This window comes from Ponticoccus sp. (in: a-proteobacteria), assembly GCF_048381735.1.
Genome location: NZ_JBLXGL010000003.1, coordinates 192494 through 217808, shown reverse-complemented (window position 1 = coordinate 217808; position 25315 = coordinate 192494). Strand labels below are relative to the sequence as shown.

Genomic DNA, 25315 nt, shown 5'->3' with positions numbered 1-25315 from the left:
ACGGCGGGACGCCCTAGCGCCGCCGCGACCCCTTTGACACAAACGATCAGATCAGGAGAACGCAGATGTCTGCAAAAGACGTGAAGTTCGACACCGACGCCCGCAACCGCATGCTGAAAGGCGTGAACATCCTCGCCGACGCGGTGAAGGTGACCCTCGGCCCGAAAGGCCGCAACGTCGTGCTCGACAAATCCTTCGGCGCCCCGCGCATCACCAAGGACGGTGTGTCCGTGGCGAAGGAAATCGAACTGGAAGACAAGTTCGAGAACATGGGCGCGCAGATGGTGAAGGAAGTCGCTTCCCGCACCAACGACGAAGCCGGTGACGGCACCACCACCGCGACGGTTCTGGCCCAGGCCATCGTCAAGGAAGGCATGAAGGCGGTTGCCGCCGGCATGAACCCGATGGACCTCAAGCGCGGCATCGACCTCGCGACCGCCAAGGTCGTCGAATCGATCAAGAACGCGGCACGCCCCGTCGACAACTCCGACGAAGTTGCCCAGGTCGGCACCATCTCTGCCAACGGCGAGGCCGAAATCGGCCGTCAGATCGCTGACGCGATGCAGAAGGTCGGCAACGAAGGTGTCATCACCGTCGAAGAGAACAAGGGCCTCGAGACCGAGACCGATGTCGTCGAAGGCATGCAGTTCGACCGCGGCTACCTGTCGCCCTACTTCGTGACCAACGCCGACAAGATGATTGCAGACCTCGAAGACTGCATGATCCTGCTGCACGAGAAGAAGCTCTCCTCGCTCCAGCCGATGGTTCCGCTGCTCGAGCAGGTGATCCAGTCGCAGAAGCCGCTGCTGATCATCGCCGAAGACGTCGAAGGCGAAGCGCTGGCGACCCTCGTGGTCAACAAGCTGCGCGGCGGCCTGAAGATCGCAGCCGTCAAGGCACCGGGCTTCGGCGATCGCCGCAAGGCCATGCTGCAGGACATCGCGATCCTGACCGGCGGCCAGGTGATCTCGGAAGACCTCGGCATGAAGCTCGAGTCCGTGACCATGGACATGCTGGGCACTGCCAAGAAGGTCACCATCACCAAGGATGAGACCACCGTCGTCGACGGCGCAGGCGAGAAGGCCGAGATCGAGGCACGCGTGTCCCAGATCCGCACGCAGATCGAAGAGACCACCTCGGACTACGACCGCGAGAAGCTGCAGGAACGTGTGGCCAAGCTGGCGGGCGGCGTTGCCGTCATCCGCGTCGGCGGCATGACCGAAGTCGAAGTGAAAGAGCGCAAGGACCGCGTCGATGACGCCCTGAACGCGACCCGCGCGGCCGTTCAGGAAGGCATCGTGGTCGGTGGCGGCGTTGCCCTGGTTCAGGGTGGCAAGGCTCTCGACGGTCTGACCGGCGCCAACGCCGACCAGAACCGCGGCATCGACATCGTGCGCACCGCGCTCGAAGCACCGCTGCGTCAGATCGCGCAGAACGCAGGCGTCGACGGTTCCGTCGTGGCTGGCAAGATCCGCGAATCCGGCGACCTGAAGTTCGGCTACAACGCCCAGACCGACGAATATGGCGACATGTTCAAGTTCGGCGTCATCGACCCGGCCAAGGTTGTCCGCACCGCGCTCGAGGATGCCTCCTCGGTTGCCGGCCTGCTGATCACGACCGAAGCCATGGTTGCCGACAAGCCCTCCAAGGAAGGCGCAGCCGCCGGCGGTGGCATGCCCGACATGGGCGGCATGGGCGGCATGATGTAATCACCCTTCCCTCTGGGAAGCGTGAGGGTGGCTCTTGCGAGCCACGCCGCAGAAGCCAAAGCAAAGGCGCCCCCCCGGGGCGCCTTTGTCACGTTCGGGGGCATGGGCCGCGACCACACTGGCATCCCGGCCCGATGGGAAAACGCCCGGCCCGCCCGGCGGGATGTCGGCGACGGACACCGGGGAAGGGCCGTCGTCGGCCCCGGCACCGGTGCCGGCATCGGAGCGGCCACGGTGCCACCCATAGGTCAAGATCGCGTGCAGCGCGTCGGTGGTCGCGTCATGGCCCATGGCAGGCTGCCTTCGCCCTGAACGGCAGGTGTAGGCTGGCGGGCCATGTCCGGGATGCGGCCAGGTCGATGATTTCAGGCAGGGCAGGGGGCGGCCTGCGGGGGGCTTCACGGGCGCGCCATTGCGGGCAGGGCGCCTTTTGCTGTCGCTTCCCGGGGCAGGGTCGCGGTAGGGTGCCGCCGTAGTGCTGTCAGGGACCCCCATGAGCCGACGCGACCCCAGAAAGGCCCTGGCCCTCGCCATTCCCGGACCGATGCGCCAGGCGCTGGTGCGCACGACCGCCGCGCATCTGCCGCTGGCCTACCTGCTGCGCCAGAGCCTGCGGCGCGCATTGGATGCGGGGCGGGGCTGGGAGACGACGGTAGAGCCCGGCGGCACCCGGGCGATCCTGCTGCAACTCTCTCCGGAAGAGCAGGCGGGTCTGGATATGTGGCGGACCGCCCGCGATGTTCCGGCGGATGTGGCAATCCTGTCGCTGGTGCAGCGACAATTGCAGGACGAGGGCCTGCTCTGACGCATTCCGGCAACCGAATCCTTGCGACTCGGCAGGCTTTGCGCTTTCACCGCCGCATGGCACTGGGACTGGACCTGGAAGAGGCGCTTTGGGCGCAGGGCGCGACGCGGGTCGCGGGCGTCGACGAGGTCGGGCGCGGGCCGCTGGCCGGGCCGGTGGTGGCTGCGGCGGTGGTGCTGAACCGCGAGTCGATCCCCGAGGGGTTGAACGACTCCAAGAAGCTGACCGCCAGGCGTCGTGCCTTCCTTGCGCCGCTGCTGCGGCAGTCGGCAGAGGTTTCGGTCGGTGTCGCCTCGGTCGAGGAAATCGACCGGCTCAATATCCTGCAGGCCAGCCTTCTGGCGATGCGCCGCGCGGTCGAGGGGCTGCCCCATGCGCCGGACCACCTGCTGATCGACGGCAACCGGGTTCCACCGGATCTGAGTTGCCCGGCGACAACCGTCGTGGGCGGCGACGCGCGGTCCCCGTCGATCGCGGCGGCCTCAATTGTGGCAAAAATCTGGCGGGATGATGTCATGCGGGAGGCGGCGACACAGTGGCCGGGATATGGTTGGGAGACAAACGCCGGATATCCGACAAAGTGTCACAAATCTGCCCTCCGAGATCTGGGGGTGACCCCTTTCCATAGACGTTCGTTCCGGCCGGTGCGCGATATCTTGTGGCAAGGTGAAATCGCAAGTGACTGATTCAATTTAATAATTGACCGCGATTCCCGCATGAATCATCCTCTACTCAACCAATGAGTGCCAAAAAGGCACCGGGACTGAGGCAGATGATGAAGACAAAGACCAAAACGGGCGCAGCACCCACGCTGCCGCTCAACCAAATTGTTGCGGGTGACTGCATCGAGGTGATGAACAGCCTTCCCGAAGGCTCCGTCGACCTTATCTTTGCGGATCCGCCCTATAACCTTCAGTTGCGGGGTGATCTTCATCGCCCCGACAACTCTCGCGTGGACGCGGTTGACGACCACTGGGACCAGTTCAGCAGTTTCGCGGCCTATGACAAGTTCACCCGGGACTGGCTGAAGGCGGCGCGCCGCCTGCTCAAGCCCGACGGGGCGATCTGGGTGATCGGCTCTTACCACAACATCTTCCGGGTCGGCTCCGCACTTCAGGATGCGGGCTACTGGATCCTGAACGATGTGGTCTGGCGCAAGGCCAACCCGATGCCGAACTTCCGCGGCAAGCGCTTCACCAACGCGCACGAGACGATGATCTGGGCCTCGAAGGGCGAGGGCGCGAAATATACCTTCAACTACGAGGCGCTGAAGGCCCTGAACGAGGGCATCCAGATGCGCTCGGACTGGGTTCTGCCGATCTGCAACGGCGGCGAGCGTCTGAAGGACGAGAACGGCGACAAGGCCCATCCGACGCAGAAGCCCGAGTCGCTGCTGCATCGCGTGCTGGTCGGATCCACCAACCCCGGCGACGTGGTGCTCGATCCCTTCTTCGGCACCGGCACCACAGGCGCCGTGGCCAAGATGCTGGGCCGTGACTTCATCGGCATCGAACGCGAGGCCGCCTATCGCAAGGTCGCGGCAGAGCGCATCTCGCGCGTGCGGCCCTTCGAGAAATCCGCGCTGGAGGTCACGCAGTCCAAGCGGGCCGAACCGCGCGTGCCCTTCGGCCAGCTGGTCGAGCGCGGCATGCTGCGCCCCGGCGAGATGCTGATGAACGCCCGCGGCCAATCCGCCAAGGTGCGCGCCGACGGCACGCTGATCGGCGACGACATCAAGGGCTCGATCCATCAGGTCGGCGCCCATCTGGAAGGCGCACCCAGCTGCAACGGCTGGACCTACTGGCACTTCAAGCGCGAGGGCAAGGTTGTGCCCATCGACGTCCTGCGCCAGCAGATCCGGTCCGAGATGTAAGCGCGCCTCCCGCAACCCACTACAAAGTTCCTGAACGGACACCGCCGGTGCCCTTGCAGGCTTATGCCGCGGGCACCCTACTGGCCCCGTCTGCGCTGGTCGCAGGCGGGGCATTTTTGACTGTGGGCGCAGGACGGCCCTGAAAAACGCGCTTTCGTCCGGCGCCGTTTGAAAATATGCCTTTGGCATGGATATGCGCGCGATCTTGATGGGGCTGGCCTTCGCGGCCATGTGGTCTTCGGCATTTACCTCGGCGCGGATCATCGTCGCCGCCGCGCCGCCCCTGGGGTCGCTGGCCCTGCGCTTCCTGATCTCGGGGCTGATCGCCGTCGCCCTCGCAAGGGCAATGGGCCAGACATGGCGCCTGACGCGCGGCCAGTGGCGGGCGACGATCCTCTTCGGCATCTGCCAGAATGCGCTGTACCTCGGCTTCAACTTCGTCGCCATGCAATGGGTCGAGGCCTCGCTGGCGGCCATCATCGCCTCGACCATGCCGCTGGTGGTGGCGCTGGCGGGTTGGCTGGTGCTGCGCGAGCCGCTGAAGCCGGTGGCCATGGCGGGCCTTCTGGCGGGGGTCGTGGGGGTGGCGATCATCATGGGCACCCGGTTCGGCGGCGGCATGGACCCGCTGGGCGTCCTGTTCTGCACCATCGGCGTCATCGCCCTGGCGGTGGCGACGCTGTCGCTGCGGGGCGCGACCTCTGGCGGGAACTTCATGATGGTGGTGGGGCTGCAGATGCTGATCGGCTCCGCCGCGCTCTGGCCCTTTGCGCTGGCGCTCGAGGTGCCGCACCAGCCCGAGATCCTGTGGTCGGTCGAGCTGGTTCTGGCCTTCCTCTATACCACGCTGGTGCCGGGGCTGGCGGCAACCCTGGTCTGGGTGATGCTGATCGACCGCATCGGCGCGGTGCGCGCCGCGACCTTCCATTTCCTCAACCCCTTCTTCGGGGTGGCCATCGCGGCGCTGCTGCTGGGCGAGAAGCTGCACGCATGGGATGCCCTGGGCGTTGCGGTCATCGCGGCGGGCATCCTTGCGGTGCAACTGGCCAAGGTTCCCGCGACAGCGCCTAAAACTGTCGGAAACCCTTAGGCATTTGTGACCCTGCTTCGGTAGGGTTTGTTTACCTGCTCTGCGTATTTCCTGACCCTGAAGGGTCGGGCGCGTGGTCCGGCCCCGGATGATCGAGGTCGAGATGAGCAGGTTTTCCATCCGGGCGCAGGTTTTTTTTCTGGCGGGGGTATTCGTTGCGGCACTGGCTGCCACGGGCATGACATCCTGGCTGGTGAAACGCGACCTTGCCGCCAGCTATGCGCTTCAGGCGGCGACCAGCGCGGAAAACGCGCAGCTGATGGCGGTGATCCAGGATCTCAATGCAGCCGAAACCCACCTGCTGCTCTTCGCCCTGGGCGACGAGGCTGAGTGGCAGGGTTTCGAAGCAAAGCTGGCCTCGGCGCTTGGGGCGCTGGACAGCGGCGCGGCGGTCTTTGATGGCCAGTCGGATCGCGCCCGGGCCGCGCTGCGCGCGGAACTGGCCAGCCTGGCGCCGCCGCTGCGGGATCTGGAACAGCATTACGACAATGCCCACAGCGAGGCGCTCTTCGGGCAATACCAGTCGATCCGGAACGCCTTCCTGCCGGCGCTGGCCAAGACCCGCCACAAGATCACCGATCTCGGCGCCCGCCTGCGCGCGCGCGCCGAAACGGCCACGGCCCAGGCGCAGGCCAAGGGCCAGCGGGCAGACCTGATCCTCGGGGGCGTCTACATCGGCTCGATCCTTCTGGCGCTGGGGCTGGCCTATGTCGCGGGGGGGCTGCTGTCGCGTCCGGTCCGCGCTGTCGCGGAGGCCGTTTCGCGGCTGGCGGAACGGGATTTCGCCGTGGAGATCACCGGCACGCAACGGCGCGACGAGGTCGGCCAGATCGCCAGCCGGGTTGCGGCGCTGCGCGATCAGCTTGCCGCCGCCGACGCGGCAGAGGCCCGCGCGAAACGGGAAAACGGCCTGCGGGTCGATCTCTTCCAGGCCCTCGGGCTGGCCATGAGCCAGCTGAAATCCGGCGATCTTTCACACCGCATCCAGGCGGGGGACTGGGGGGACCTGGGCGAGAGCTATGCAAAGCTCTGCCATGATTTCAACGCGCTGGCAGAGGCGCTTCAGGGCCTCGTATCCTCGTTGCGCGGCAGTGCCGAGACGGTCGAGACCAGCGCCGCAGACCTGTCCGGCATGGCATCCGACATGTCGCGCCGGGCCGAGACACAGGCCGCGACGCTGGAGCAATCCGCCGCCGCGCTGGACGAGCTGTCCGAAAGCGTGCAGGCAGCGGCGGCGCGGGCGAAATCCGCGGACGAGGCGGTTTCCGACGGGCGTCGCCGCGCCGAAGAGGGGCGCGAGATCATGGAGCGGGCGACTTCGGCCATGGCCTCTATCGCGAAAAGCTCCGAGCAGATCACCCAGATCATCGACGTCATCGACGACATCGCCTTCCAGACCAACCTGCTGGCGCTCAATGCGGGGGTGGAGGCGGCGCGCGCGGGTGAATCCGGCAAGGGCTTTGCGGTCGTCGCCTCGGAAGTGCGGGGGCTGGCGCAACGGGCCGCCGCCTCCGCGACAGAGATCAAGGACCTTGTCTACGGCAGCACGCGGCAGGTTGAGGACGGCGAGGACCTTGTCAGGCAAACCGGGGAACGGTTGAGCGCCATCGTCGAAAGCGTCAGCGGCGTGTCCGAAATGGTCTCTGACATCGCCGCATCGGCGCTGTCTCAGGCCGCCGGGGTCAGGGAAATCAACGTCGGCGTGGCGGAACTGGACAAGGTCACCCAGCAGAACGCGGCGATGGTCACGCAGGCCAGCACGTCAAGCCGGCAGCTCAGCGCCGAGGCGACCCGCCTGACGGACCTGCTGGAGGCCTTCGGCGCCGGGCGCAGCCCCGCCGCCGAAACCATCCCGGCGGCCGAGCGCGGAAGGCTCTTGCATGGCAGCTGGGAAGGCGAGGAACCCGCCCCCGAGCCGATGCAGATCGAGGAGGCGACGCTGTCCGGCACGGCATGGCCCGACGCAGGGCCGCCCGATCCGCCGATGCCCCGGCGGGCGGTGGGGCAGGATGGGCCGGTCTGGGACGAGTTCTAGCGCAGCCGGTCTGTGGCCAGCGCCGCTGACGTGCTGGCCCGGTGGTGTTGAAGGCCCCGGGTTGACGCGGACACAGGCAGCCCCCCGAGGGGTTGGAAGGTGCCGAAGGGGGCAGGCGCTTTTGCCGAAGGCCCGGTGCGTCAGCCGATCACGCCGCCTGCATCGCCGACCTGACCACGGTGCAACAGCAGGTGGTCGAGGATCACGCAGGCCATCATCGCCTCTCCGACCGGGACGGCGCGGATGCCGACGCAGGGGTCGTGGCGGCCCTTGGTGACGATCTCGGTCTCTTCGCCCGCCACGGTGATGGTCTTGCGCGGGGTCAGGATCGACGAGGTCGGTTTGACGGCAAAGCGGCAGACGATTTCCTGCCCGGTCGAGATGCCGCCAAGGATGCCGCCCGCGTGGTTCGAGCTGTAGACCGGGCCATCGGGGCCCATGGCGATCTCGTCGGCGTTCTCGACGCCTGTCAGGGTGGCCGAGGCGAAGCCGTCGCCGATCTCGACCGCCTTGACGGCGTTGATCGACATCATCGCGGCGGCGATATCGGTATCCAGCTTGCCGTAGACCGGCGCACCAAGGCCTGCGGGCACGCCGCGCGCCACGACCTCGATCACGGCCCCGACCGAATTCCCGTCCTTGCGCAACTGGTCGAGATACGCGGCCCAGTCCTCGGCAGCCACGGCATCCGGCGTCCAGAAGGGGTTCTGGTCGATCTGGGCGCGGTCAAAGCGGCTGCGGTCGATGGCCTTCGGTCCCATCTGCACCATGTAGCCCTGCACCTCGATCCCCGGCGCCAGATGCGCCAGCGCCGCGCGGGCAAGCCCGCCCGCGGCGACCCGCGCCGCCGTCTCGCGCGCCGAAGAGCGCCCGCCGCCGCGATAGTCTCGCAGCCCGTATTTCTGGAAATAGGTGATGTCGGCATGGCCGGGCCGGAACTTCTGGGCGATGTCGCCATAGTCCTTGGACCGCTGGTCGGTGTTCTCGATCATCAGCTGGACCGAGGTGCCGGTGGTCCTCCCCTCGAACACGCCTGACAGGATCTTCACCGCATCGGGTTCCCGCCGCTGCGTGGTGAACTTGTTCTGCCCCGGCTTGCGCTTGTCCAGCCATTGCTGGATCTGCGCCTCGTCGATCGCCACGCCCGGCGGCACGCCGTCCACCGTTGCCCCCAGCGCGGGACCGTGGCTTTCGCCCCATGTGGTGACGCGAAACAGATGTCCGAAGGTGTTCAGGCTCATGGCGGGCTCCCCTTGATCGGGCAGGGGTTACCGCGCGTCGTGCCGCGCCTCAAGGGGTTTCCGGCTTGCCACTGTCCTGCCCCAGCCCTAGGGTGCCGCTTACCTCGGGGTGGCAGGGCGCCGGCCTCGACCCGGCGGGTCCGTTCCGCCGGTCTGGCCAAGCAAGACCTGCCTGAGATTTGCGTAAGCGCATCAACCCGTTGAACCTGAACCGGTTAACACCGGCGGAGGGAAGGTGAGCGCCGCGCGACAGCGGCCAAGCTGATCCCTCTCGCCGCAAATCTGGAGGATGCCATGAAGGCACCGATATTTGCCGCGGGACTGTTTCTTGCCACGGGCGCACTGGCGCAAGACAATGTCCTGACCGTCTATGCGGGCGACTACGTCGTGTCCGAATGGGGCCCCGGCCCGCGCATCGAGGAGCTCTTCGAGGCGCAATGCGGCTGCGACCTGCAATTCAAGCCCGGCGACCTCTTGCCCCGGCTGATGCTGGAGGGCGAGCGGACAGAGGCCGACGTGGTCTTTGGCCTGAACACCGACGTGACCAAGCAGGCCCGCGAAAGCGGCCTTTTCACGCCGCACGGGGTGGACCTTTCGGCGCTGAGCCTGCCCATTGATTGGACCGACGACGTCTTCCTGCCGTTCAACTACGGCCACACGGCTTTTGTCTACAACGCTGAGCTGACCCAGCCGCCCGCCTCTTTCGACGCGCTTCTGAACGCGCCCGACGATCTGCGGCTGGTGATCCAGGACCCGCGCACCTCGATCTCCGGCCTTGCGCTGGTGCTCTGGGTGCAGTCGGTCTACGGCGACGGGGCGCAGGCCGCGTGGGAGAAGCTGGCACCGAAGATCGTCACGGTGACAAAGGGCTGGTCGGAAAGCTACGGTCTGTTCACCGACGGCGAGGCGGACATGGTGCTGTCCTACACGACGTCGCCCGCCTACCACATCATCGCCGAGGAGGACACTACCAAGAAGGCGGCGATCTTCCCCGAGGGCCACTACTTCATGGTCGAGCTGGCCGCCAAGGTTGCAGGCACCGACCAGCCCGAACTGGCGCAGCAGTTCATGGACTTCATCTTGTCCGAGGACTTCCAGTCGATGATCGCGACCGGCAACTGGTCGATCCCCGCGGCCCTGCCAAGGGACAAGTGGCCCGAGGGTTTCCAGCAGCTCGACCTGCCGGAAAAGGTGCTGTTCTACTCCGAGGACGAGGCGGCGGACCTGCGGGACGAGGCCATCGAGGCATGGCGCGCCGGTCTTTCGCAGTAGTCGCGGGCGCGGCCCTTGCGGCGCTGACGCTGGGGCCGATCGCGCTGGTGCTCTGGCGCGCCGGGGGGCTGGGCGCGCTTGGCCCCGGCGACTGGCTGGCGTTGCGCTTCACGCTGGTGCAGGCGGTGCTCTCCGCCGGGCTCTCTGTCGCGCTGGCGGTGCCGGTGGCCAAGGCCTTTGCCCGCCAGCGTTTTCCGGGGCGCGGGCTGCTGGTGGCGCTGATGGGCGCGCCCTTCATCCTGCCGGTGATCGTCGCGGTCATGGGGCTGATCGCGGTCTTCGGGCGCAACGGGCTGGTGAACGGCGTGCTTTCGACGCTGGGCCTGCCGGTCTTCGACGTCTACGGGCTGCATGGCGTCGTTCTGGCGCATGTCTTTTTCAACCTGCCGCTGGCGACGCGCATGCTGTTGCAGGGCTGGCTGGCGATCCCGTCAGAGCGGTTCCGGCTGGCCGCCTCGCTGGGCCTTGGGCCGCGCGCGCGGGCGCGGGTGCTGGACTGGCCGATGATCCGCCGGGTCGCGCCGGGGGCCTTCGCGGTGATCTTCGTGATCTGCCTGACCTCCTTTGCCGTGGCGCTGACGCTGGGCGGGGGGCCGCGCGCCACGACGGTGGAACTGGCGATCTACCAGTCCATGCGCTTCGACTTCGACCTTGGGCGCGCGGCGGCGCTGGCATTGGTGCAACTGGCGCTGGGGCTGGGCGCGGGTGTGCTGGCGCTGAAAGCCAGCCGCGGGACGGGTTTCGGAACCGGGCTGGACCGGCCCCTGCCGCTGTCGGCGGGGGGGCTTGGCACTCGGGCGTGGGACGCGGGTTGGCTGATCCTCGCGGCGGCCTTCCTGCTGGTGCCGCTGGCCACGGTCGTGCTGCGCGGGCTGCCGGGGCTGGCCCAGCTTGGCCCCGACACATGGCGCGCGGCGGGACATTCGCTGATGCTGGCGCTGGGTTCGACCGCGCTGTGCCTGCTCTGGGCCTTGCCGCTGGCGACGCGCCGGGGCGAGTTGTGGGCGCTTTCCTCGATTGCCATCTCGCCGCTGGTGCTGGGCACGGGGCTGTTCCTGATGCTGCGGCCCTATGTCAACCCCTTCTCCATGGCGCTGCCCGTCACGGGGCTGATCAACGCGCTGATGGCGCTGCCCTTCGCCCTGCGCATCCTGACGCCAGAGGCCGAAGCGGTGGCGCGCGACTATGGCCGCCTCAGGGCCAGCCTGCGGATGACACCGCTGGCGTGGTTGCGGCTGGTCTGGATGCCGCGCCTGCGCCGCCCGCTGGGCTTTGCCGCCGGGCTGACGGCGGCGCTGGCGATGGGAGACCTTGGCGTGATCGCGCTGTTTGCGGACCCGGACCGGGCGACGCTGCCCTTGCAGGTCTACCGGCTGATGGGGTCCTACCGGATGGAGGCGGCGGCGGGTGCGGCGCTGCTGCTGCTGATGTTCAGCCTCGGGCTGTTCTGGATCTTCGACAGGGGAGGGCGCGTCGGTGCTGAGACTTGAGGACATCCGCCTGCCCATGGACCGGGGCGACCTGAGCGCGGATCTGGCGCTGGCCCCCGGCGCGCGCGTGGCCGTACTGGGGCCGTCGGGGGCGGGCAAGTCGACCCTGCTGGACGGGATCGCCGGGTTCCGGGCGCCGGTCTCGGGCCGCATGACATGGGAAGGCCGCGACCTGACCCGCACCCCGCCCGAGGCGCGGCCGGTCTCTATCCTGTTTCAGGACGGCAACCTCTTTCCGCACCTGAGCCTTTTGCGCAACCTGACGCTGGCGCTGCGCCCCGATGGCCGCCGCCCCGGCGCCGAAGAGCGCGAGCGTGTCACGGGCGCGCTGAGGCGCGTCGGGCTGGAGGGCATGGCCGATCGCCTGCCGGGGACGCTGTCCGGTGGCCAGCAAAGCCGCGCGGCGCTGGCGCGGGTGCTGCTGATGGCGCGGCCCATCCTGCTGCTGGACGAACCCTTCGCGGCGCTGGGGCCGGGGATGAAGCGCGAGATGCTGGCGCTGGTGCAGGAGGTGGCCGAGGCACTGGGCGCGCTGACCCTGATGGTCACCCATGACCCCGAGGACGCCCGCGCCTTTGCCCGCGCGGTGGTGCTGGTGGCCGGGGGCAGGGCGCATCCGCCGGTGAAGACCGGGGCCTTCTTCGACAACCCGCCAGAGGCCTTCCGCGCCTATCTGGGCCAGTAGTCCGCCATTGCGCTTTGTCCGGCAGGGGCGGCGGACAGGATGAGAGCGGCAGGCTCCGCTCAACCGAGCGGGGCCGACAGGCCCGCCCGGCAGGACCGGACGTCCGGGTGAAACCGCCCAGCAGGGTGACTGGCGCAAGATCGGACCAAGGGGGCAGGGCCGGTGCGGCCCGACCGGCAGGGTGAGAGAGGCAGGGTCCGACCAGCAGGGAAGGACCAGCGAGGCCGGACCGCCAGGTGCCGCAGGGCAGGACCCACCGGCACGCCCCCCAACAGACCCGAACACGAAAAAGCCCCGCCGGATTGGCGGGGCTTTTCCTGTTTCGAAGCAGCGGACCTTAGTCCTTGCGGTGTTTGATCGGGTACCAGAGGCGCTTGTTGACGAGGTACAGCAGCACCGACAGGACGACGAGGAAGAACACGCCGACGAAACCGGCCTGCTTGCGCTCCATCATCTTGGGTTCGGCGGTCCACATCAGGAAGGCCGCAAGGTCGGCGGACTCGTGGTGCAGGTCGTTGGCGTGGCCGTCGTCAAAGTCGACGTCCTCGCCCGCCAGCGGCGGCGCCATCGAGATCCAGCCGCCCGGGAAGGCGGTGTTCTCGTAGAGCGTTGCGCCTGCCTCGGTCTTGGTCTCGCCGGTGTAGCCGGTCAGCAGCGAGGCGATGTATTCCGCGCCGCCCATGCCGTTGAACAGCTGGCTGAGGCCGGTGCCGTAGGGGCCGTGGAAGCCCGCACGCGCCTTGGCCATCATCGACAGGTCCGGTGCGCCGACGCCGTTGTTTTCCGGGAAGTGGTCGGTCGGAACCGCCGTGCGGAAATCGTCCAGCTCGTCGTCGAAGACTTCGAACTGGCTGGCGTAGGCGATGACCTGCTCTTCGTTGTAACCCAGCGCTTCGAGGTCGCGCAGGGGAACGTATTTCAGGCCGTGGCAGGCCGAGCAGACCTCGGTGTAGACCTTGAGACCGCGCTGCAGCTGCATCTGGTCATAGGTGCCGAAGGGGCCTTCGAACGAAAACGCGAAGTCCTCGATGTGGGCTTCCCCTCCGGCGGCATAGGCGCCGCCGGTCATCAGGCCAAGGGCCGTCAGGGCCGAGAGGGTGAGTTTCCTGAACATCTCAAACGGTCCTTTCTCTTACTCGGCCGGGTTGACGGCGGTCTTGGTGCCGCCGGACTTCGCGTAATGCGCGTCGAAGTCGGCCTCGATGGTGTCGGGCTGGGCCAGCGGTTTCTCGATCACGCCAAGCAGCGGCAGGATCACCAGGAAGTAGGCGAACCAATAGGCCGAGGCGATCAGCGAGAAGGTCGCATAGGGCTCTTCCGCGGGCATGGCACCCAGCCACATCAGCGCGAAGAAGTCGATGACCAGCAGCCAGAACCACCACTTGAACATCGGGCGATACCGGCCCGAACGCACCGAGGAGGTATCCAGCCAGGGCGCCAGCGCCATGACCGCGATCGCACCGAACATCGCCAGCACGCCGAAGAACTTGGCGTCGATGATGCCGCCGGTCACGAAGGACGCGATCTGCACGACCCAGACGTCACCGGTGAAGGCGCGCAGGATGGCGTAGAAGGGCAGGAAGTACCATTCCGGCACGATGTGCGCGGGGGTCACCAGCGGGTTCGCCTCGATGTAGTTGTCGGGGTGGCCCAGGTAGTTCGGCATGAAGCCGACGATGGCGAAGAAGACGGCCAGGATCACAGCAAGGGCGAAGAGGTCCTTGATCACGTAGTAGGGCCAGAACGGAACGGTGTCCTTCTCGGCCTCGGCCTTCGAGCCGCGACGCACTTCGACACCGGTCGGGTTGTTGTTGCCCGTGGTGTGGAAGGCCCAGATGTGCACGGCAACCAGCGCCGCGATCACGAAGGGCAGCAGGTAGTGCAGCGAGAAGAAGCGGTTCAGCGTGGCGTTGTCCACCGCCGGTCCGCCCAGCAGCCAGGTCTGGATCGGCTCGCCGACCAGGGGGATGGCGCCGAAGAGGCCGGTGATCACGGTCGCGCCCCAGAAGGACATCTGACCCCAGGGCAGAACGTAGCCCATGAAGGCGGTGCCCATCATGCAGAGGTAGATCAGCATGCCGATGATCCAGGTGATCTCGCGCGGGGCCTTGTACGAGCCGTAGTAGAGGCCGCGGAAGATATGCGCGTAGACTGCGACGAAGAACAGCGAGGCACCGTTCATGTGCAGGTAGCGGATGAAGTGCCCGCCGTTCACGTTGCGCATGATGTGTTCGATCGAGGCGAAGGCCAGATCGACATGCGGCGTGTAGTGCATCACGAGGATGATCCCGGTGATGATCTGCAGGGCAAGGCAGAAGGTCAGGATGATGCCCCAGATCCACATCCAGTTCAGGTTCTTGGGTGTGGGGATCATGATGGTGTCATAGAGAAGACCAACCACCGGAAGGCGGGTGTGCACCCACTTCTCGATGCCCGACTTCGGTTCGTAATGATCGTGCGGAATACCGGCCATTGTGCGCGCTCCTTAACCCAGAAGGATGGTCGTATCGTCGAGGAACTCGGCCGGCGGAACCGGCAGGTTCTGCGGCGCGGGTCCGCGACGGATGCGGCCAGCGGTGTCGTAGTGCGAGCCGTGGCAGGGGCAGAACCAGCCGCCCTGACCGCTGTCCAGCGCGAAGTCGCCGGCATTGCCGATCGGCACGCAGCCAAGGTGGGTGCAGACGCCCATCATGACCAGCCAGGGGCTGTCGGCGCCCGGCTCTGCGCCCGGCGGCAGCAGGCCGCGGTTCGCATCCGAGGCGTCAGAGCCCGCGGGAATGTTGGCGTTGCGGGCATCTGTATCGACCAGCTCGGACATCTCGACGCCCTTGGCGGCCTCGATTTCCTCGGGGGTGCGAAGGCGGATGAAGACCGGCTTGCCCAGCCACTTGACCGTCAGCTGCGTGCCTTCGCCGATGCCCGAGACGTCGACGCGGATCGTCGACAGGGCGCGCACGTCGGCCGAGGGGTTCATCTGATTGACGAGCGGCCAGACCGCCGCGCCCGTGGCGACTGCCCCGGCGCCTGCGGCGGCATAGTAGAGGAAGTCCCTACGGGTGCCTTCGTGGGTATCTGCGTTTGACACGAGGTTCTCTCCGTTTTTCTTGGGGCGCGTGAGACCCACAACAAAACCTGTAGCCGCAGAGAGATTCTGCGACCCGTTCCGGTGCCGGTGTGTAACGGCACGCTTGTATGTGGTAAAGAACACAAAAGCCTCGCTTTGGGCGCAGCGCGGATGTGTCGCGGTTGAAACACCCCCATGCGAGTGATTATGTCCGCGTGACACTCACTGGAGCGCCCTTCATGCGCAAACTGATTCTGACTTCGGCGCTTGTCGCCGCCTGCGCCGCCCCCGCGGCCGCCGAGATGGAACTGTCGTTCTATTCCGGCTGGCAGACCTCGCCGCACAGCCGCGCCACCGGCACCTTGCCGGGCGGCGGCGACTACAATGCGCTGATCGGCTGGGAAGGCAATTCCTTCGAGATGCCGCCCTACTACGGCGTGCGCGGCACCTGGTGGCGGAGCGAGACGCTGGGCTTCGGGCTCGAATTCACCCACGCCAAGGTCTATGCCGACAAGGGCGACCGCGAGGCTTTGGGCTTCTCGGCGATGGAATTCACCGACGGCCACAATATCATCACCGCCAACGTGATGCGCCGCTGGCCGAACCAGTGGGGCGCCGCGACGCCCTATGTCGGCGGCGGCATCGGCTTTGCCATGCCGCATGTGGACGTGGAGCATCCGAACGGCAAGACCTTCGGCTATCAGGTCACCGGACCGGCGGCACGCGCCACGGCGGGTGTGAGCTATCCGATCAACGATCGCTTCTCGGTCTTCGGCGAATACCAGTTCACCTATTCGTGGAACGAGGCGGATCTGGACGGCGGCGGCTCTTTGAAGACCGACATCAAGACCAACGCGGTCAACTTCGGCCTGTCGCTGAACTTCTGACCGGGGCAGGGCGCGCGGGCCCGCCCCGCGTCTGGACTCACTGCTGTTCCGACCTGTGCCTTGGCTTCTCCGGCGCAGACCGACGAGCAAAGCCCCACATCGGTATCGTAAGCAAGAGGCGGCGCCCGTCCCGCGGGCGCGACCCATACCGCCCTGCGGCAGGGTGGGTTTGCGGCCCACCCGCTATCGTCAGCCCTGCGGCGCGGTCGCGACCATCGAGGGCCGGGCCGCGAAGCCTTCGAACCATTTCGCCAGCGTGGCGTGCCCGGCGCGCCAGTCGCGGTCGCCGTGGCGGAAGTCGATATAGGCCAGCGCGCAGCCGACCGAGATATGCCCCATGGTCACCGGCCCGGACAGAACGCCCATCCACATGGCCTCCAGCGCGCCCATGGTGCGGTCGGCCTTGGCCCATTGCGCCTCGATCCAGTCCTCGAACTGCTTTTCCTGCGGGCGCAGGCGCATCTCGTAGGACATGGCAACGGTCGAATCCATGATGCCGTCGCCGGTGGCCTCCAGCGTCAGCACGTCCCAGAGCCGCGAGGCGGGGTAGAGGTTCGCCCCGGCCCGGTCGTCGAGAAAGCGGCAGATCACCCGGCTGTCATACAGCGTCGGGCCGTCGTTTCGTTCCAGCGCGGGGATGCGGCCGGTGGGATTGGCGGCCAGCACGCGCGGGTCCGGGTTCAGCGCTGTCGTGGTCACCTTGACCATCTCGACATCGTCCTGCTGCCCGGTCTCGTGCAGGGTCACGCGGACCTTGCGGACAAAGGGCGATGCGTCGGATTGCAGCAGTTTCATGGGCCGTTTCCTCCCGGGCTTTGGCGCGCGCACAGTCGGACGGGGACCGGGGCGCGTCAAGGGGCGGCGAAGGCCGGTGGCGGGGCCGGACCGGACCGCGTCACGCCTTGGGGTGCGTCGCCTCGTAGACCTTCATCAGGTGGACCTCGTCGACCGCCGTATAGGCCTGCGTGGTGGACAGCGAGGCATGGCCCAGCAGTTCCTGTATCGCGCGCAGGTCGCCGCCCGCGCCCAGCAGATGCGTGGCAAAGCTGTGGCGCATGGCGTGCGGCGTGGCCGTGGCGGGCAGGCCAAGCTGCATGCGGGCCTGTTCCGTCGCCTTGGCGATCAGGCGCGGGTTCAGCGGCCCGCCGCGCGCGCCGCGAAACACCGCCGCGTCCGGCTCCATGGGGTAGGGGCACAGGGCCAGATAGCTCTCTACCGCGCGCCGCGCCACCGGCAGGACCGGCACGATGCGCTCTTTGCGGCCCTTGCCGAGGATGCGCAGCGACTCGCCCAGCGGCAGGTCGCGCCCGGTCAGCCCCAGCGCCTCGGAGATCCGCAGTCCGCAGCCGTAAAGCAGGGTCACCACCGCCATGTCGCGCGCGCTTTGCCAGGTTGTCTGCGACTGCATCCCGACGGTGTCGATCATCGCGCGGGCGGCGTCCTCGGTCAGCGGGCGGGGCAGTTTCTTCTGGAACTTCGGCGCCCGGGCGGACAGCACCGCCGTCGGCTCGAACCCCTCGCGCTGCGCCAGCCAGCGGTAGAAGCTTTTCACCGCCGACAGCTTGCGTGCGACCGACCGGGCGGCCAGCCCCTCGCGGCGCAGATGCGCCATCCAGGCCCGCATGTCCGGGGTGGTGACGCGCGCCAGCGGCGCCAGCCCCTGCGGTTCGGCGTGATGGGCGGTCAGGAAGGCGACGAATTCCACCGCGTCGGCGCGATAGGCCTCCAGCGTGTTGGCGGAGGCGTTCCTGAGCGCCTTCTGGGCGTCAAGCCAGCCGGACAGGGCGTCACGGGCGGCGGGGGAAATGGTCAGGGTCATGGCAGGGTCCTTCGCGCGCGGCGCGGTCCAGAGCGGGTCCCCCGAAACCGGGCGCGGGGCAGGGGCGCGCCCGGGTCGTGCGTCTCAGCCAAGCCAGCGGCGCATGGCGCGCTCGAAGACACCGGCGAAGAAGGCCAGCAGGTCGGTGCCCTGCTGCGGCGTGAACTGGTGCGGATCCTCGGACCCCATGACCAGCAGGCCGGGCAGGCGGCCCGGGCCGAAGTCCAGCTTCAGGCAGGCCTCGGAGCGGATCCAGCTGCCGTCCTCGCCGTAGATGCGGGGGTCGCCGCGTTCGACCTGCCGCAGCGTGACCGTCCGCACCGGGGCCGAGCGGCCCTCGGACACGAAGCGGTCGGCAAAGCCCGGCGCGGCCACGGTCAGCACCTCGCCGAGACGGTCGACCACGGTGTCGTTGCCGTCCTGCGCGGTTTCCAGCACAAGGCGGATGCGGTCGACGCGCAGGATCTGCGCGACCTCGCCGCCAAGGTCCTTCAGGAAGGGTTCGAACTCCAGCGGGTCCAGCATGCGCAGCACGGCGCGGTGGATCTGGTTGGTCCCGGCAAGGTTCTCGTAGGCGGCGGCGATGACGGACCGGTGCGTATCCTCCAGCCGGTCGAGCCGGGTTTCCAGCCGCTCCATCGCGATGCCGCGCAGGTCGACGATATTGCCGCCCATGGCGCGCTCGTTGGCCGAGATCAGCGCCTGCATCAGGTCCTTGTCGTCCAGAATCATGTCCGGACGCGAGATGATCGACTCGCGAAGGGACTCCTCGATTCGCTTGGTACTGGTCATGTCGGTCCTGTGTGCTGCGCTGCTCGCCCCGGCGACATTGTTGCGCCGGCTACCATTTTTGGTTTCATCCTGTTTGGCCCCCGCGGCGGTCCCCTGTCAAGGCAATCCGCCCGGCGGGGCGGACGGCGCCACGCAGGCGCGGAGGTTTGGACACGCCCGCGTTTCGTGGCAATGTGGGCGGAGGAGGAGCCGCCATGCCACAGATTTCAGCCCAGAGCAGCCACCAGACCGTCCTGACCACCTTCGAGACAAGCCCGGGCAATTGCCAGGACCTGCTGGAGGCCCTGCAAGAGGCCTATTCGGGCTTCATCTCGCAGCAGCCCGGCTTTATCGCGGCCGGCCTGCATGTGAACGACGCCCAGACCCGGATCGCCAATTATTCCCAGTGGGAGCGGCGCGAGGATTTCCTTGCCATGCTGCGATCCGACCGGATGCGAGAGACCAACCGGCGGCTCAACACCCTGTGCCGCAGTTTCGAACCGGTGCTCTATGAGGTGGCGGCGACCTTCTGACGCCCGCGCGGCTGCCCCGCCGACAGGCGGTCAGGCGGCGATGACGGCGTCCTGAGGGCGGACGGCAAGGCGGAACCCGGCGCCGCGCACGGTTTCGATGTCCAGGCAGTCGGCCACGGCGGCCAGGCAGGCGCGCAGGTTGCAGATATAGACGTCGAAGACCCGCGGATCGGGCTCTTCCTCCAGCCCGTAGATGTGGCTCAGCAGCGCGGCGCGGGTCACAAGCCTGCCGGGGCGCAGGGCGATGTATTCCAGCAGCTCGTACAACTTCGGGCTCAGCTTCATCGGGCAGTTCAGCACATAGGCCTGACGGCGGTTCAGGTCGAGCCGCAGGGCGCCGTAGTCGATCTGCGGCTGGGGCAGGCCATGGGCGCGCCGCGCCACCGCCTCCAGCATGACCACCGCCTCTTCGAGGGGCCGGTCGGTGGCGATGACCGTGTCGGCTCCGGCCTCCAGCCACAGGGCGACCTGCGCGGCAGAGGCCCCGCGCGCGATCAGGACGATGGGCATGCCGGCCGCCGCGCGCCGCAGGATCGGCAGCGACAGGCCATGCGGGCCGATCTGGCCGGCGCCAAGGATCAGCAGGTCGGCGCCGCCAAGGCCGAGGAAATGCGGGATGTCCTCGATCCGGTCGGTCCGCGTCAGCAGGGTGCCGGTGCCGAGGATCCGGGCGGCGAGGCTCATAAGGGTCCAGTCGGTTTCTGCGATCAGGTAGCGCATTCGTCGATCCTCACGCTCTGAGGCGGGGCCAGCGGCGACCCGGGCGGGCCACGCGCATGGCGGTCTCGGGCCCTGGGTTCCGGCCTTCTGGCGGTGCGGACCGTTGCGGCGCATTCTGTCGCTGGGCCAGAGGGGTAGCGGCGAAATGTGGTCAGACTGTGACAGCCCCGCTGCGCGCGCCCTCTGTAGGGGGCAGACTATCCGGCGCATTTGACCGGCTTTGTCCGTGTCGCTGTTGTCCGCCGGGCCGACAGGGGCCCGGTCTTTGTGCGCCAGCCGCAGGGGCCTGTGCGCGGGCGGCGTTGACTTCATCCGCGCCCTGACCACCTTTGCGCCATGACCGACGATCTTGACCTTCTCAGCCGCGAGGGCCTTCCCGAGGCGCTGCGCATCCTTCTGGCCGACTACCCGCGCACGGGCTGGCAGGCGCATCCGAATTTTGCCGGGCTGGTCGAGTTCTGGCTGGACCGGCACATGATGTTCCGCCGCCTCTGCGACGCGCTGCGCAGCGATGCCGAGCAGGCGGTGGACGGGCGTCTGGACCCCCAGGCCATGCAGGGGCGCCTGTCGCGCTACGGCGGGATGCTGGTGCAGCAGCTGCACGGCCATCACCAGATCGAGGACATGCACTATTTTCCCGTGCTGGTGAAACGCGAGGCGAGGCTGGAGCGCGGCTTCGAGATCCTCGACCGCGATCACCACGCGCTGGACGGGCTGCTGGAGCGGTTCACCCGCTCTGCCAACGGTGTCCTGCAAGGCCGGACCGAAGCCGGGGCCTTCCGCGAGGAAGTGCTGTCGTTCGAACGCTTCCTGAACCGCCATCTGGAAGACGAGGAAGAGCTGATCGTTCCGGTCATCCTGCGCGACGGTGCCGAGGGGCTGCACTAGGGGCGCGCGCCCCGGCGCGATGCGGCTGTTCGGACGGCGGTTCGACACTCAGACGTCAGCGTCCAAACATTGCGTTTGAAACGTGGAACTTCAGCCGGACGCGTGGCAGCATCGGGATGGGGACGGGTCCCGCAGGGGCGGGTCGTCAAAGGCGCCACCGGGTTGCCGCATATCGTCGAGGGCCAAATGAAAAGACGCAATGTTATACTGGCCTTGCCGAGTTTTGCCGCCCTGCCAAGCTGGGCGCAGCCGCAGGGGGATGCCTGGAGCCAGTGGAAGGCGGCGTACCTCGCGGACGACGGGCGCGTGGTGGACAATGGAAACCGCGGGATCAGCCACTCCGAGGGGCAGGCCTACGGGCTTGTGCTGGCGCAGGCCCTGGGCGACCGCGCGGCCTTTGACCGGATCGAACGCTGGACCCGGGCCAACCTTGCGGTGCGGTCCGATGGGCTGCTGGCCTGGCGCTGGCCGGTGCGGGGGCCGGACGACCTGAGAGTGGCGAGCGACGGCGACCTGCTGCGCGCCTGGGCGCTGCTGCGCGCCACCCGGGATTCCGGGTGGCGGGACCATGCGGAGAAGCTTGCGCAGATTTGCCGGGCCCTTGTCGCAGAGTGTCTGGTCCCCGACCCGCGAGCGCCCGACGAGCTGCTGCTGCGGCCCGCGCTTCACATGACGGCCACCCGCGACTCCGTCATCGTGAATCCCTCGTATTACATGATCCGGGCGCTGATCGAGCTGGGCGAGGCCACGGGCGCGGACGAACTCTTGCGCACGGCGGCCCATGGCGAGCGTCTGCTGCAGGATCCGGACGCCCTGCGGGACTGGATCAACGTCACGCCGCAGGGCATCGAACCCGCGCCGGATCTGTCGACCGCCTTCGGCTGGGACGCGCTGCGCATTCCGCTTTACCTTTTCTGGTCCGGGCGCGCGGACCATGCCGCACTGGAATTCGCCGGCACCCGTTTCGCGGCGGCCACCCTGGACCGCCATGTGGCGACGGTGACCGACCCCTCGGGGAGGATGCTGGAGCAAAGCGATGCGGCGGGCTTTCGGGCCGTGGCGGATCTTGCGGCAGGCAGGCCGCCGACCGCACCGCGCCCCGGTCAGGGGTATTATGCCGATACGCTTGCGCTTCTGGCGCAGGTCGCCTGGCGCGAAGGGGGATGATCGCCACCCCGTAACGCCTTGGTGCCCGCCACAGATTCCCGAAGAAGGGGTCGCTTTCCAATCCGATCAGCAATACAACCCAAGGCAGAGTAACTGTGGGAGGGGAGACCCAGCATGAAATTGCTACGTCTGATGCTCAGCATCGTGCTGATTGCGGGTGCCCTGTGGGTCATTGTCATCGAGCAAATGGCCGGGGCGAGTGCAAATGCCTTCGTCAATGCGCCGATGGTGACCATTCGCGCCAATACGGCCGGTGATCTCAGCCTGCCCGACACTCCTTTCGGTGCGCGGGTTCACAAGGGAGAGATCATTGCCACGATTGACGATCCGCTGGTCGATACCGTCCGGCTGAACGACCTGCGGATGGAGCGGGCGTTCACCGAGGCAGAGATTGCCCGCATCGAGGACGACCTGAACAGCACCCGGGACATGCAGAACAGCCTGTTGGCGCGTTCGGAAACGTTCCGCGCCGCGCGGCTGAAGGAACTGACCACCCGTCTCGAACATGCCCGCCTGCGGCTTGCCATCCTTGAGGGCGGCGATCTGCCGGAGAACATCGATCAGGACGTGCTCTCGCTGGTTGGCGAACTGCCGGGCCGCATTCCCATGGAGCCGGGGCTGGCGCCCCTTGTCCTCGATCACGCGCGCGAACGCGTCGAGGTGCTGGAGATCGCCCTCGCAACAGCGCAGGACGGTGTGTTTCTTGGCGACGGCTACAACGATTCACCCAATGCCGAGCAGCGCGCAACAGAGCTGGAAGGCGCCATCCTGCAGCTTGAGAACGCGCTTGCAGAGGCGAAAAGCAGACTGAACGCGATAACCACGCGAAGCCAGCGCGAGAACCTGCGTGTGAACACCGCCAATGGCGGTGAAATCGCCTCGCCGGTCAACGGGCTGTACTGGGAGCTTCTGCAAGCCGATGGCGTCAACGTCCAGCGGGGCGATCCGATCCTCAGGCTGGTGAACTGTGATGCAACCTTTGTGTCGCTCTCCGTGACGGAACGGATTTTCAACTCGCTGCAAATCGGCGAGCCCGCCTCGTTCCGCCTGACCGGCAGGGAAAAGGTCTACGAGGGCACGGTGGCCCGTCTGGCCGGTGCGGGGGCGGAAAGGATTTACCAGAACCTCGCCGTGTCGCCTTCGACGAAGCACCTCGAACGCTATGACGTATCCCTTTTGGTGCCGGAGCTGACCGCCGACAGCGAGCGCGGCTGTTCTATCGGTCGCACCGGGCGTGCCTTCTTTGACGAGCGCCCCCTCGATTGGGTCCGGGCCCTGCTGAACTGATGCTGCCCTTTCCGCATCTCGGGGAACTGGGCTCTGCCGCCATGCATCTGCTTCTGGTGATCGGTGTCGGGTCTTTGATGCCCTTTGTCATCGATTCCCGGCGGCCCCGGCACCGCGCGCTGCTGCTGGGCATCGCGGGTCTGCTTGCGCTGCGGTACATGTGGTGGCGCGCGACACAGACGCTTGCGCCTGCCGAGCTCAGTTTCGACATGGTTGGAAGCTGGCTGCTTTTCGCCCTCGAAGCCTTTTCGGTTCTGGGGTCCTTGAGTGCCTTCGTGATCCTGTCGCGCTACAAGCTGCGCAGCAAGGAGGCCGACGCCCATGCCGGTTGGTGGGGAGAGCGGGATCCGCGGGTCGCGATCCTGATTGCGACCTACAACGAAGACAGGGACGTGCTGGAACGAACCATCGTCGGCGCCAAGTTCCTGCGGCATCAGAACAAGGAAATCATCGTTTGCGACGACAATCGGCGGGATTGGCTGCGCGACTTCTGCGCCGAGCTGCAGGTGCGCTACATGTGCCGCCCGACCAACGAGGGCCAGAAGGCCGGGAACATCAATCACGCGCTGGACCGGCTGGCCGAGGATGCGGTTCCGCCTGACTTCGTCGCGGTGCTCGACGCCGATTTCGTCCCGCACCGGGGCTTCCTGTCGCGGTCCCTGGCGCTGTTTCACGACCCCGAGGTCGGACTTGTCCAGACGCCGCAGCATTTTTTCAATCAGGATCCGATCCAGCACAACTTCAATCTGGGGCGGTCCTATCCCGACGAGCAGCGGTTCTTCTTCGACCACATGCAGCCCTCGCGCGATGGCTGGGGCATTGCCTTCTGCTGCGGCACATCCTCTGTGGTCCGCTGGACCGCGCTGCGGGAGATTGGCGGGTTCAACACCGAGTCCGTCACCGAGGACTTCATGCTGACCCTGGCGCTGCAAAACGCGGGCTGGCGGTCCGTCTACCTGGCAGAGCCGCTGTCCGAAGGGCTGGCACCGGAGGGCCTGAAAGAATACGTCACGCAGCGCGCGCGCTGGTGCCTTGGCCTGATGCAGATTGCACGGTCGTCGCTGGGACCGCTGTCGGCCAACAACCTGCGCCTGCGCGACCGCTGGAGCGTGGTGGATTCGATCCTCTACTGGACAACCACCTATCCGTTCCGCATCGCGGCCATCGTCTTTCCGCTTCTGTACTGGTTCTTCGACGTCGTCGTCGTGAATGCGCGGTTGCCCGATGTGATCAGCTATTTCGGCGCCTATTACCTTTGGGTCCTGTTCACGCTGAACTTCCTGACCCGTGGCATGGTCGTGCCGATCCTGAACGATGTCAGCCAGCTTCTGGGGGCGATCCCGATCACCCGCGCCGCCTTCACGGGATTGTTCAAGCCGCATGGGCACCCTTTCTCGGTCACGGCAAAAGGCGGAGACCGATCACGGGTCGTGGTGCAGTGGCGCCTGATGATGCCGTTCCTGATCGGCTTCGTTCTGACGCTTGCCGGGTTGCTTCTGGGCATCGTCTTCGACCACTACGCGACCTTTTCCGCCGGCGACGGAAAATGGGTCATCCTGTTCTGGAGCCTGTACAACCTGGCCGTGCTGGCCGTGACCTGCCTTGCCTGCATCGAGCGCCCGCGCAAGGAACTTCATGTCAGCGACAGGCCGGAACGCGCGGTCTTTTGGAAGGACGGGGAGCAGCACGACCTGTGGATCACCTCGCTGACAATGGACACGGTGCGCATCCGCGGCTTGAAAATCCCGGTTCAGGCGCGCGGTCAGCTGCTGGTCGAGGACATCCCCGGGCCGATTGAAACCTATGCGATTGCCGAAGTGTCGGACGGTCTGCGCCTTCAGCTCCTGCCGACGGATGCGCAACGGGAAGCCTTGTTCGTGAAGTTCTACGCGGAAGGCCACGAGCCCGGGGTGACCGAGGTCAGACTCAAGCGGCTGACCCGGGACATCGTTCGGGGCTTCGGTATCTGGCGCAGCTGA

23 protein-coding genes and 1 riboswitch are annotated in these 25315 nt (G+C 67.1%); of the genes, 15 read left to right on the top strand and 8 right to left on the bottom strand.

All coding sequences use genetic code 11. The features are described 5' to 3' along the window. Window positions 1-65 precede the first annotated feature (65 nt). From groL to ACN5KJ_RS08100, 6 genes are all read left to right on the top strand, one after another. On the top strand, window positions 66-1709 hold the full coding sequence (gene groL / locus ACN5KJ_RS08125) for a chaperonin GroEL (protein ID WP_418593215.1): 1644 nt from the start codon (window positions 66-68) through the stop codon (window positions 1707-1709). 493 nt (window positions 1710-2202) lie between these two features. Beyond that, window positions 2203-2514 carry a hypothetical protein gene (locus ACN5KJ_RS08120; protein WP_418593213.1) on the top strand — a complete coding sequence of 104 codons (312 nt, stop codon included), beginning with the start codon at window positions 2203-2205 and terminating at the stop codon, window positions 2512-2514. Window positions 2515-2570: 56 nt separating this feature from the next. Then, a complete protein-coding gene (locus tag ACN5KJ_RS08115; RefSeq protein ID WP_418593211.1) occupies window positions 2571-3200 on the top strand; it encodes a ribonuclease HII in 630 nt (209 codons plus the stop codon). 89 nt (window positions 3201-3289) lie between these two features. Continuing rightward, window positions 3290-4387 (top strand): site-specific DNA-methyltransferase, encoded by a 1098-nt coding sequence (locus ACN5KJ_RS08110; RefSeq protein WP_418593565.1) that lies wholly within the window; start codon window positions 3290-3292, stop codon window positions 4385-4387. 187 nt (window positions 4388-4574) lie between these two features. Beyond that, window positions 4575-5477 carry a DMT family transporter gene (locus tag ACN5KJ_RS08105; RefSeq protein WP_418593210.1) on the top strand — a complete coding sequence of 301 codons (903 nt, stop codon included), beginning with the start codon at window positions 4575-4577 and terminating at the stop codon, window positions 5475-5477. Between the two features lie 178 nt (window positions 5478-5655). Beyond that, a complete protein-coding gene (locus ACN5KJ_RS08100; protein WP_418593209.1) occupies window positions 5656-7512 on the top strand; it encodes a methyl-accepting chemotaxis protein in 1857 nt (618 codons plus the stop codon). A gap of 140 nt (window positions 7513-7652) precedes the next feature. Here ACN5KJ_RS08100 and aroC read toward each other — a convergent pair whose 3' ends face one another. Further along, on the bottom strand, window positions 7653-8753 hold the full coding sequence (gene aroC, locus ACN5KJ_RS08095) for a chorismate synthase (RefSeq protein ID WP_347165696.1): 1101 nt from the start codon (window positions 8751-8753) through the stop codon (window positions 7653-7655). A 95-nt stretch (window positions 8754-8848) separates the two neighbouring features. After that, window positions 8849-9003, top strand: a riboswitch (TPP riboswitch). A 44-nt stretch (window positions 9004-9047) separates the two neighbouring features. Between aroC and ACN5KJ_RS08090 the strand changes: the two genes are divergently transcribed. From ACN5KJ_RS08090 to ACN5KJ_RS08080, 3 genes are read left to right on the top strand one after another with little or no spacing between them, the layout of a single operon-like run. Further along, on the top strand, window positions 9048-10025 hold the full coding sequence (locus tag ACN5KJ_RS08090; protein ID WP_418593207.1) for a thiamine ABC transporter substrate-binding protein: 978 nt from the start codon (window positions 9048-9050) through the stop codon (window positions 10023-10025). Continuing rightward, entirely contained in the window at window positions 10001-11515 is a 1515-nt protein-coding gene (locus ACN5KJ_RS08085) for a thiamine/thiamine pyrophosphate ABC transporter permease ThiP (protein WP_418593205.1), read from the top strand. Before ACN5KJ_RS08090 ends, ACN5KJ_RS08085 begins: the two co-directional genes overlap by 25 nt. Next, entirely contained in the window at window positions 11502-12200 is a 699-nt protein-coding gene (locus ACN5KJ_RS08080; protein ID WP_347167936.1) for an ATP-binding cassette domain-containing protein, read from the top strand. The genes ACN5KJ_RS08085 and ACN5KJ_RS08080 overlap by 14 nt, the downstream gene beginning before the upstream one ends. Before the next feature lie 337 nt (window positions 12201-12537). On the opposite strand, the gene ACN5KJ_RS08075 is transcribed toward ACN5KJ_RS08080, so the two are convergent. From ACN5KJ_RS08075 to petA, 3 genes are read right to left on the bottom strand one after another with little or no spacing between them, the layout of a single operon-like run. Continuing rightward, window positions 12538-13314 carry a cytochrome c1 gene (locus ACN5KJ_RS08075; protein WP_347165694.1) on the bottom strand — a complete coding sequence of 259 codons (777 nt, stop codon included), beginning with the start codon at window positions 13312-13314 and terminating at the stop codon, window positions 12538-12540. Window positions 13315-13332: 18 nt separating this feature from the next. After that, window positions 13333-14673, bottom strand: a complete 1341-nt coding sequence (gene petB, locus ACN5KJ_RS08070) for a cytochrome b (protein WP_418593203.1) — start codon at window positions 14671-14673, stop codon at window positions 13333-13335. Window positions 14674-14685: 12 nt separating this feature from the next. Continuing rightward, on the bottom strand, window positions 14686-15285 hold the full coding sequence (gene petA / locus ACN5KJ_RS08065; protein WP_418593201.1) for a ubiquinol-cytochrome c reductase iron-sulfur subunit: 600 nt from the start codon (window positions 15283-15285) through the stop codon (window positions 14686-14688). A gap of 218 nt (window positions 15286-15503) precedes the next feature. Here petA and ACN5KJ_RS08060 point away from each other — a divergent pair, with 218 nt between their 5' ends. Beyond that, the gene (locus ACN5KJ_RS08060; protein WP_418593199.1) at window positions 15504-16151 is read left to right on the top strand and encodes an outer membrane protein; all 648 of its coding nucleotides are present in this window, start codon (window positions 15504-15506) and stop codon (window positions 16149-16151) included. Between the two features lie 189 nt (window positions 16152-16340). Here the strand turns inward: ACN5KJ_RS08060 and ACN5KJ_RS08055 are convergent, their stop codons facing one another. The 3 genes from ACN5KJ_RS08055 to ACN5KJ_RS08045 all read right to left on the bottom strand — a co-directional run bounded on the left by ACN5KJ_RS08055 (window position 16341) and on the right by ACN5KJ_RS08045 (window position 18762). Further along, a complete protein-coding gene (locus tag ACN5KJ_RS08055) occupies window positions 16341-16946 on the bottom strand; it encodes a glutathione S-transferase (RefSeq protein ID WP_418593197.1) in 606 nt (201 codons plus the stop codon). Window positions 16947-17046: 100 nt separating this feature from the next. After that, a complete protein-coding gene (locus ACN5KJ_RS08050; RefSeq protein ID WP_347165691.1) occupies window positions 17047-17970 on the bottom strand; it encodes a tyrosine recombinase XerC in 924 nt (307 codons plus the stop codon). A gap of 84 nt (window positions 17971-18054) precedes the next feature. Then, window positions 18055-18762, bottom strand: a complete 708-nt coding sequence (locus tag ACN5KJ_RS08045) for a DUF484 family protein (protein ID WP_347165690.1) — start codon at window positions 18760-18762, stop codon at window positions 18055-18057. A gap of 194 nt (window positions 18763-18956) precedes the next feature. On the opposite strand from ACN5KJ_RS08045, the gene ACN5KJ_RS08040 reads away from it, so the two are divergent. Further along, window positions 18957-19274, top strand: a complete 318-nt coding sequence (locus ACN5KJ_RS08040; RefSeq protein WP_418593194.1) for an antibiotic biosynthesis monooxygenase family protein — start codon at window positions 18957-18959, stop codon at window positions 19272-19274. A gap of 30 nt (window positions 19275-19304) precedes the next feature. Here the strand turns inward: ACN5KJ_RS08040 and ACN5KJ_RS08035 are convergent, their stop codons facing one another. Next, window positions 19305-19994: a winged helix-turn-helix transcriptional regulator gene (locus ACN5KJ_RS08035; protein WP_418593192.1), complete on the bottom strand. Its 690-nt coding sequence runs from the start codon at window positions 19992-19994 to the stop codon at window positions 19305-19307. Window positions 19995-20330: 336 nt separating this feature from the next. On the opposite strand from ACN5KJ_RS08035, the gene ACN5KJ_RS08030 reads away from it, so the two are divergent. The 4 genes from ACN5KJ_RS08030 (at window position 20331) to ACN5KJ_RS08015 (ending at window position 25315) form a co-directional block, all read left to right on the top strand. Further along, window positions 20331-20882, top strand: a complete 552-nt coding sequence (locus ACN5KJ_RS08030) for a hemerythrin domain-containing protein (protein ID WP_418593190.1) — start codon at window positions 20331-20333, stop codon at window positions 20880-20882. A 186-nt stretch (window positions 20883-21068) separates the two neighbouring features. Then, window positions 21069-22049, top strand: coding sequence for a glycosyl hydrolase family 8 (locus ACN5KJ_RS08025; protein ID WP_418593188.1), 981 nt, complete (start codon window positions 21069-21071; stop codon window positions 22047-22049). A 114-nt stretch (window positions 22050-22163) separates the two neighbouring features. Beyond that, window positions 22164-23336: an HlyD family secretion protein gene (locus ACN5KJ_RS08020; RefSeq protein WP_418593186.1), complete on the top strand. Its 1173-nt coding sequence runs from the start codon at window positions 22164-22166 to the stop codon at window positions 23334-23336. Beyond that, a complete protein-coding gene (locus ACN5KJ_RS08015) occupies window positions 23336-25315 on the top strand; it encodes a glycosyltransferase (protein ID WP_347165683.1) in 1980 nt (659 codons plus the stop codon). The genes ACN5KJ_RS08020 and ACN5KJ_RS08015 overlap by 1 nt, the downstream gene beginning before the upstream one ends.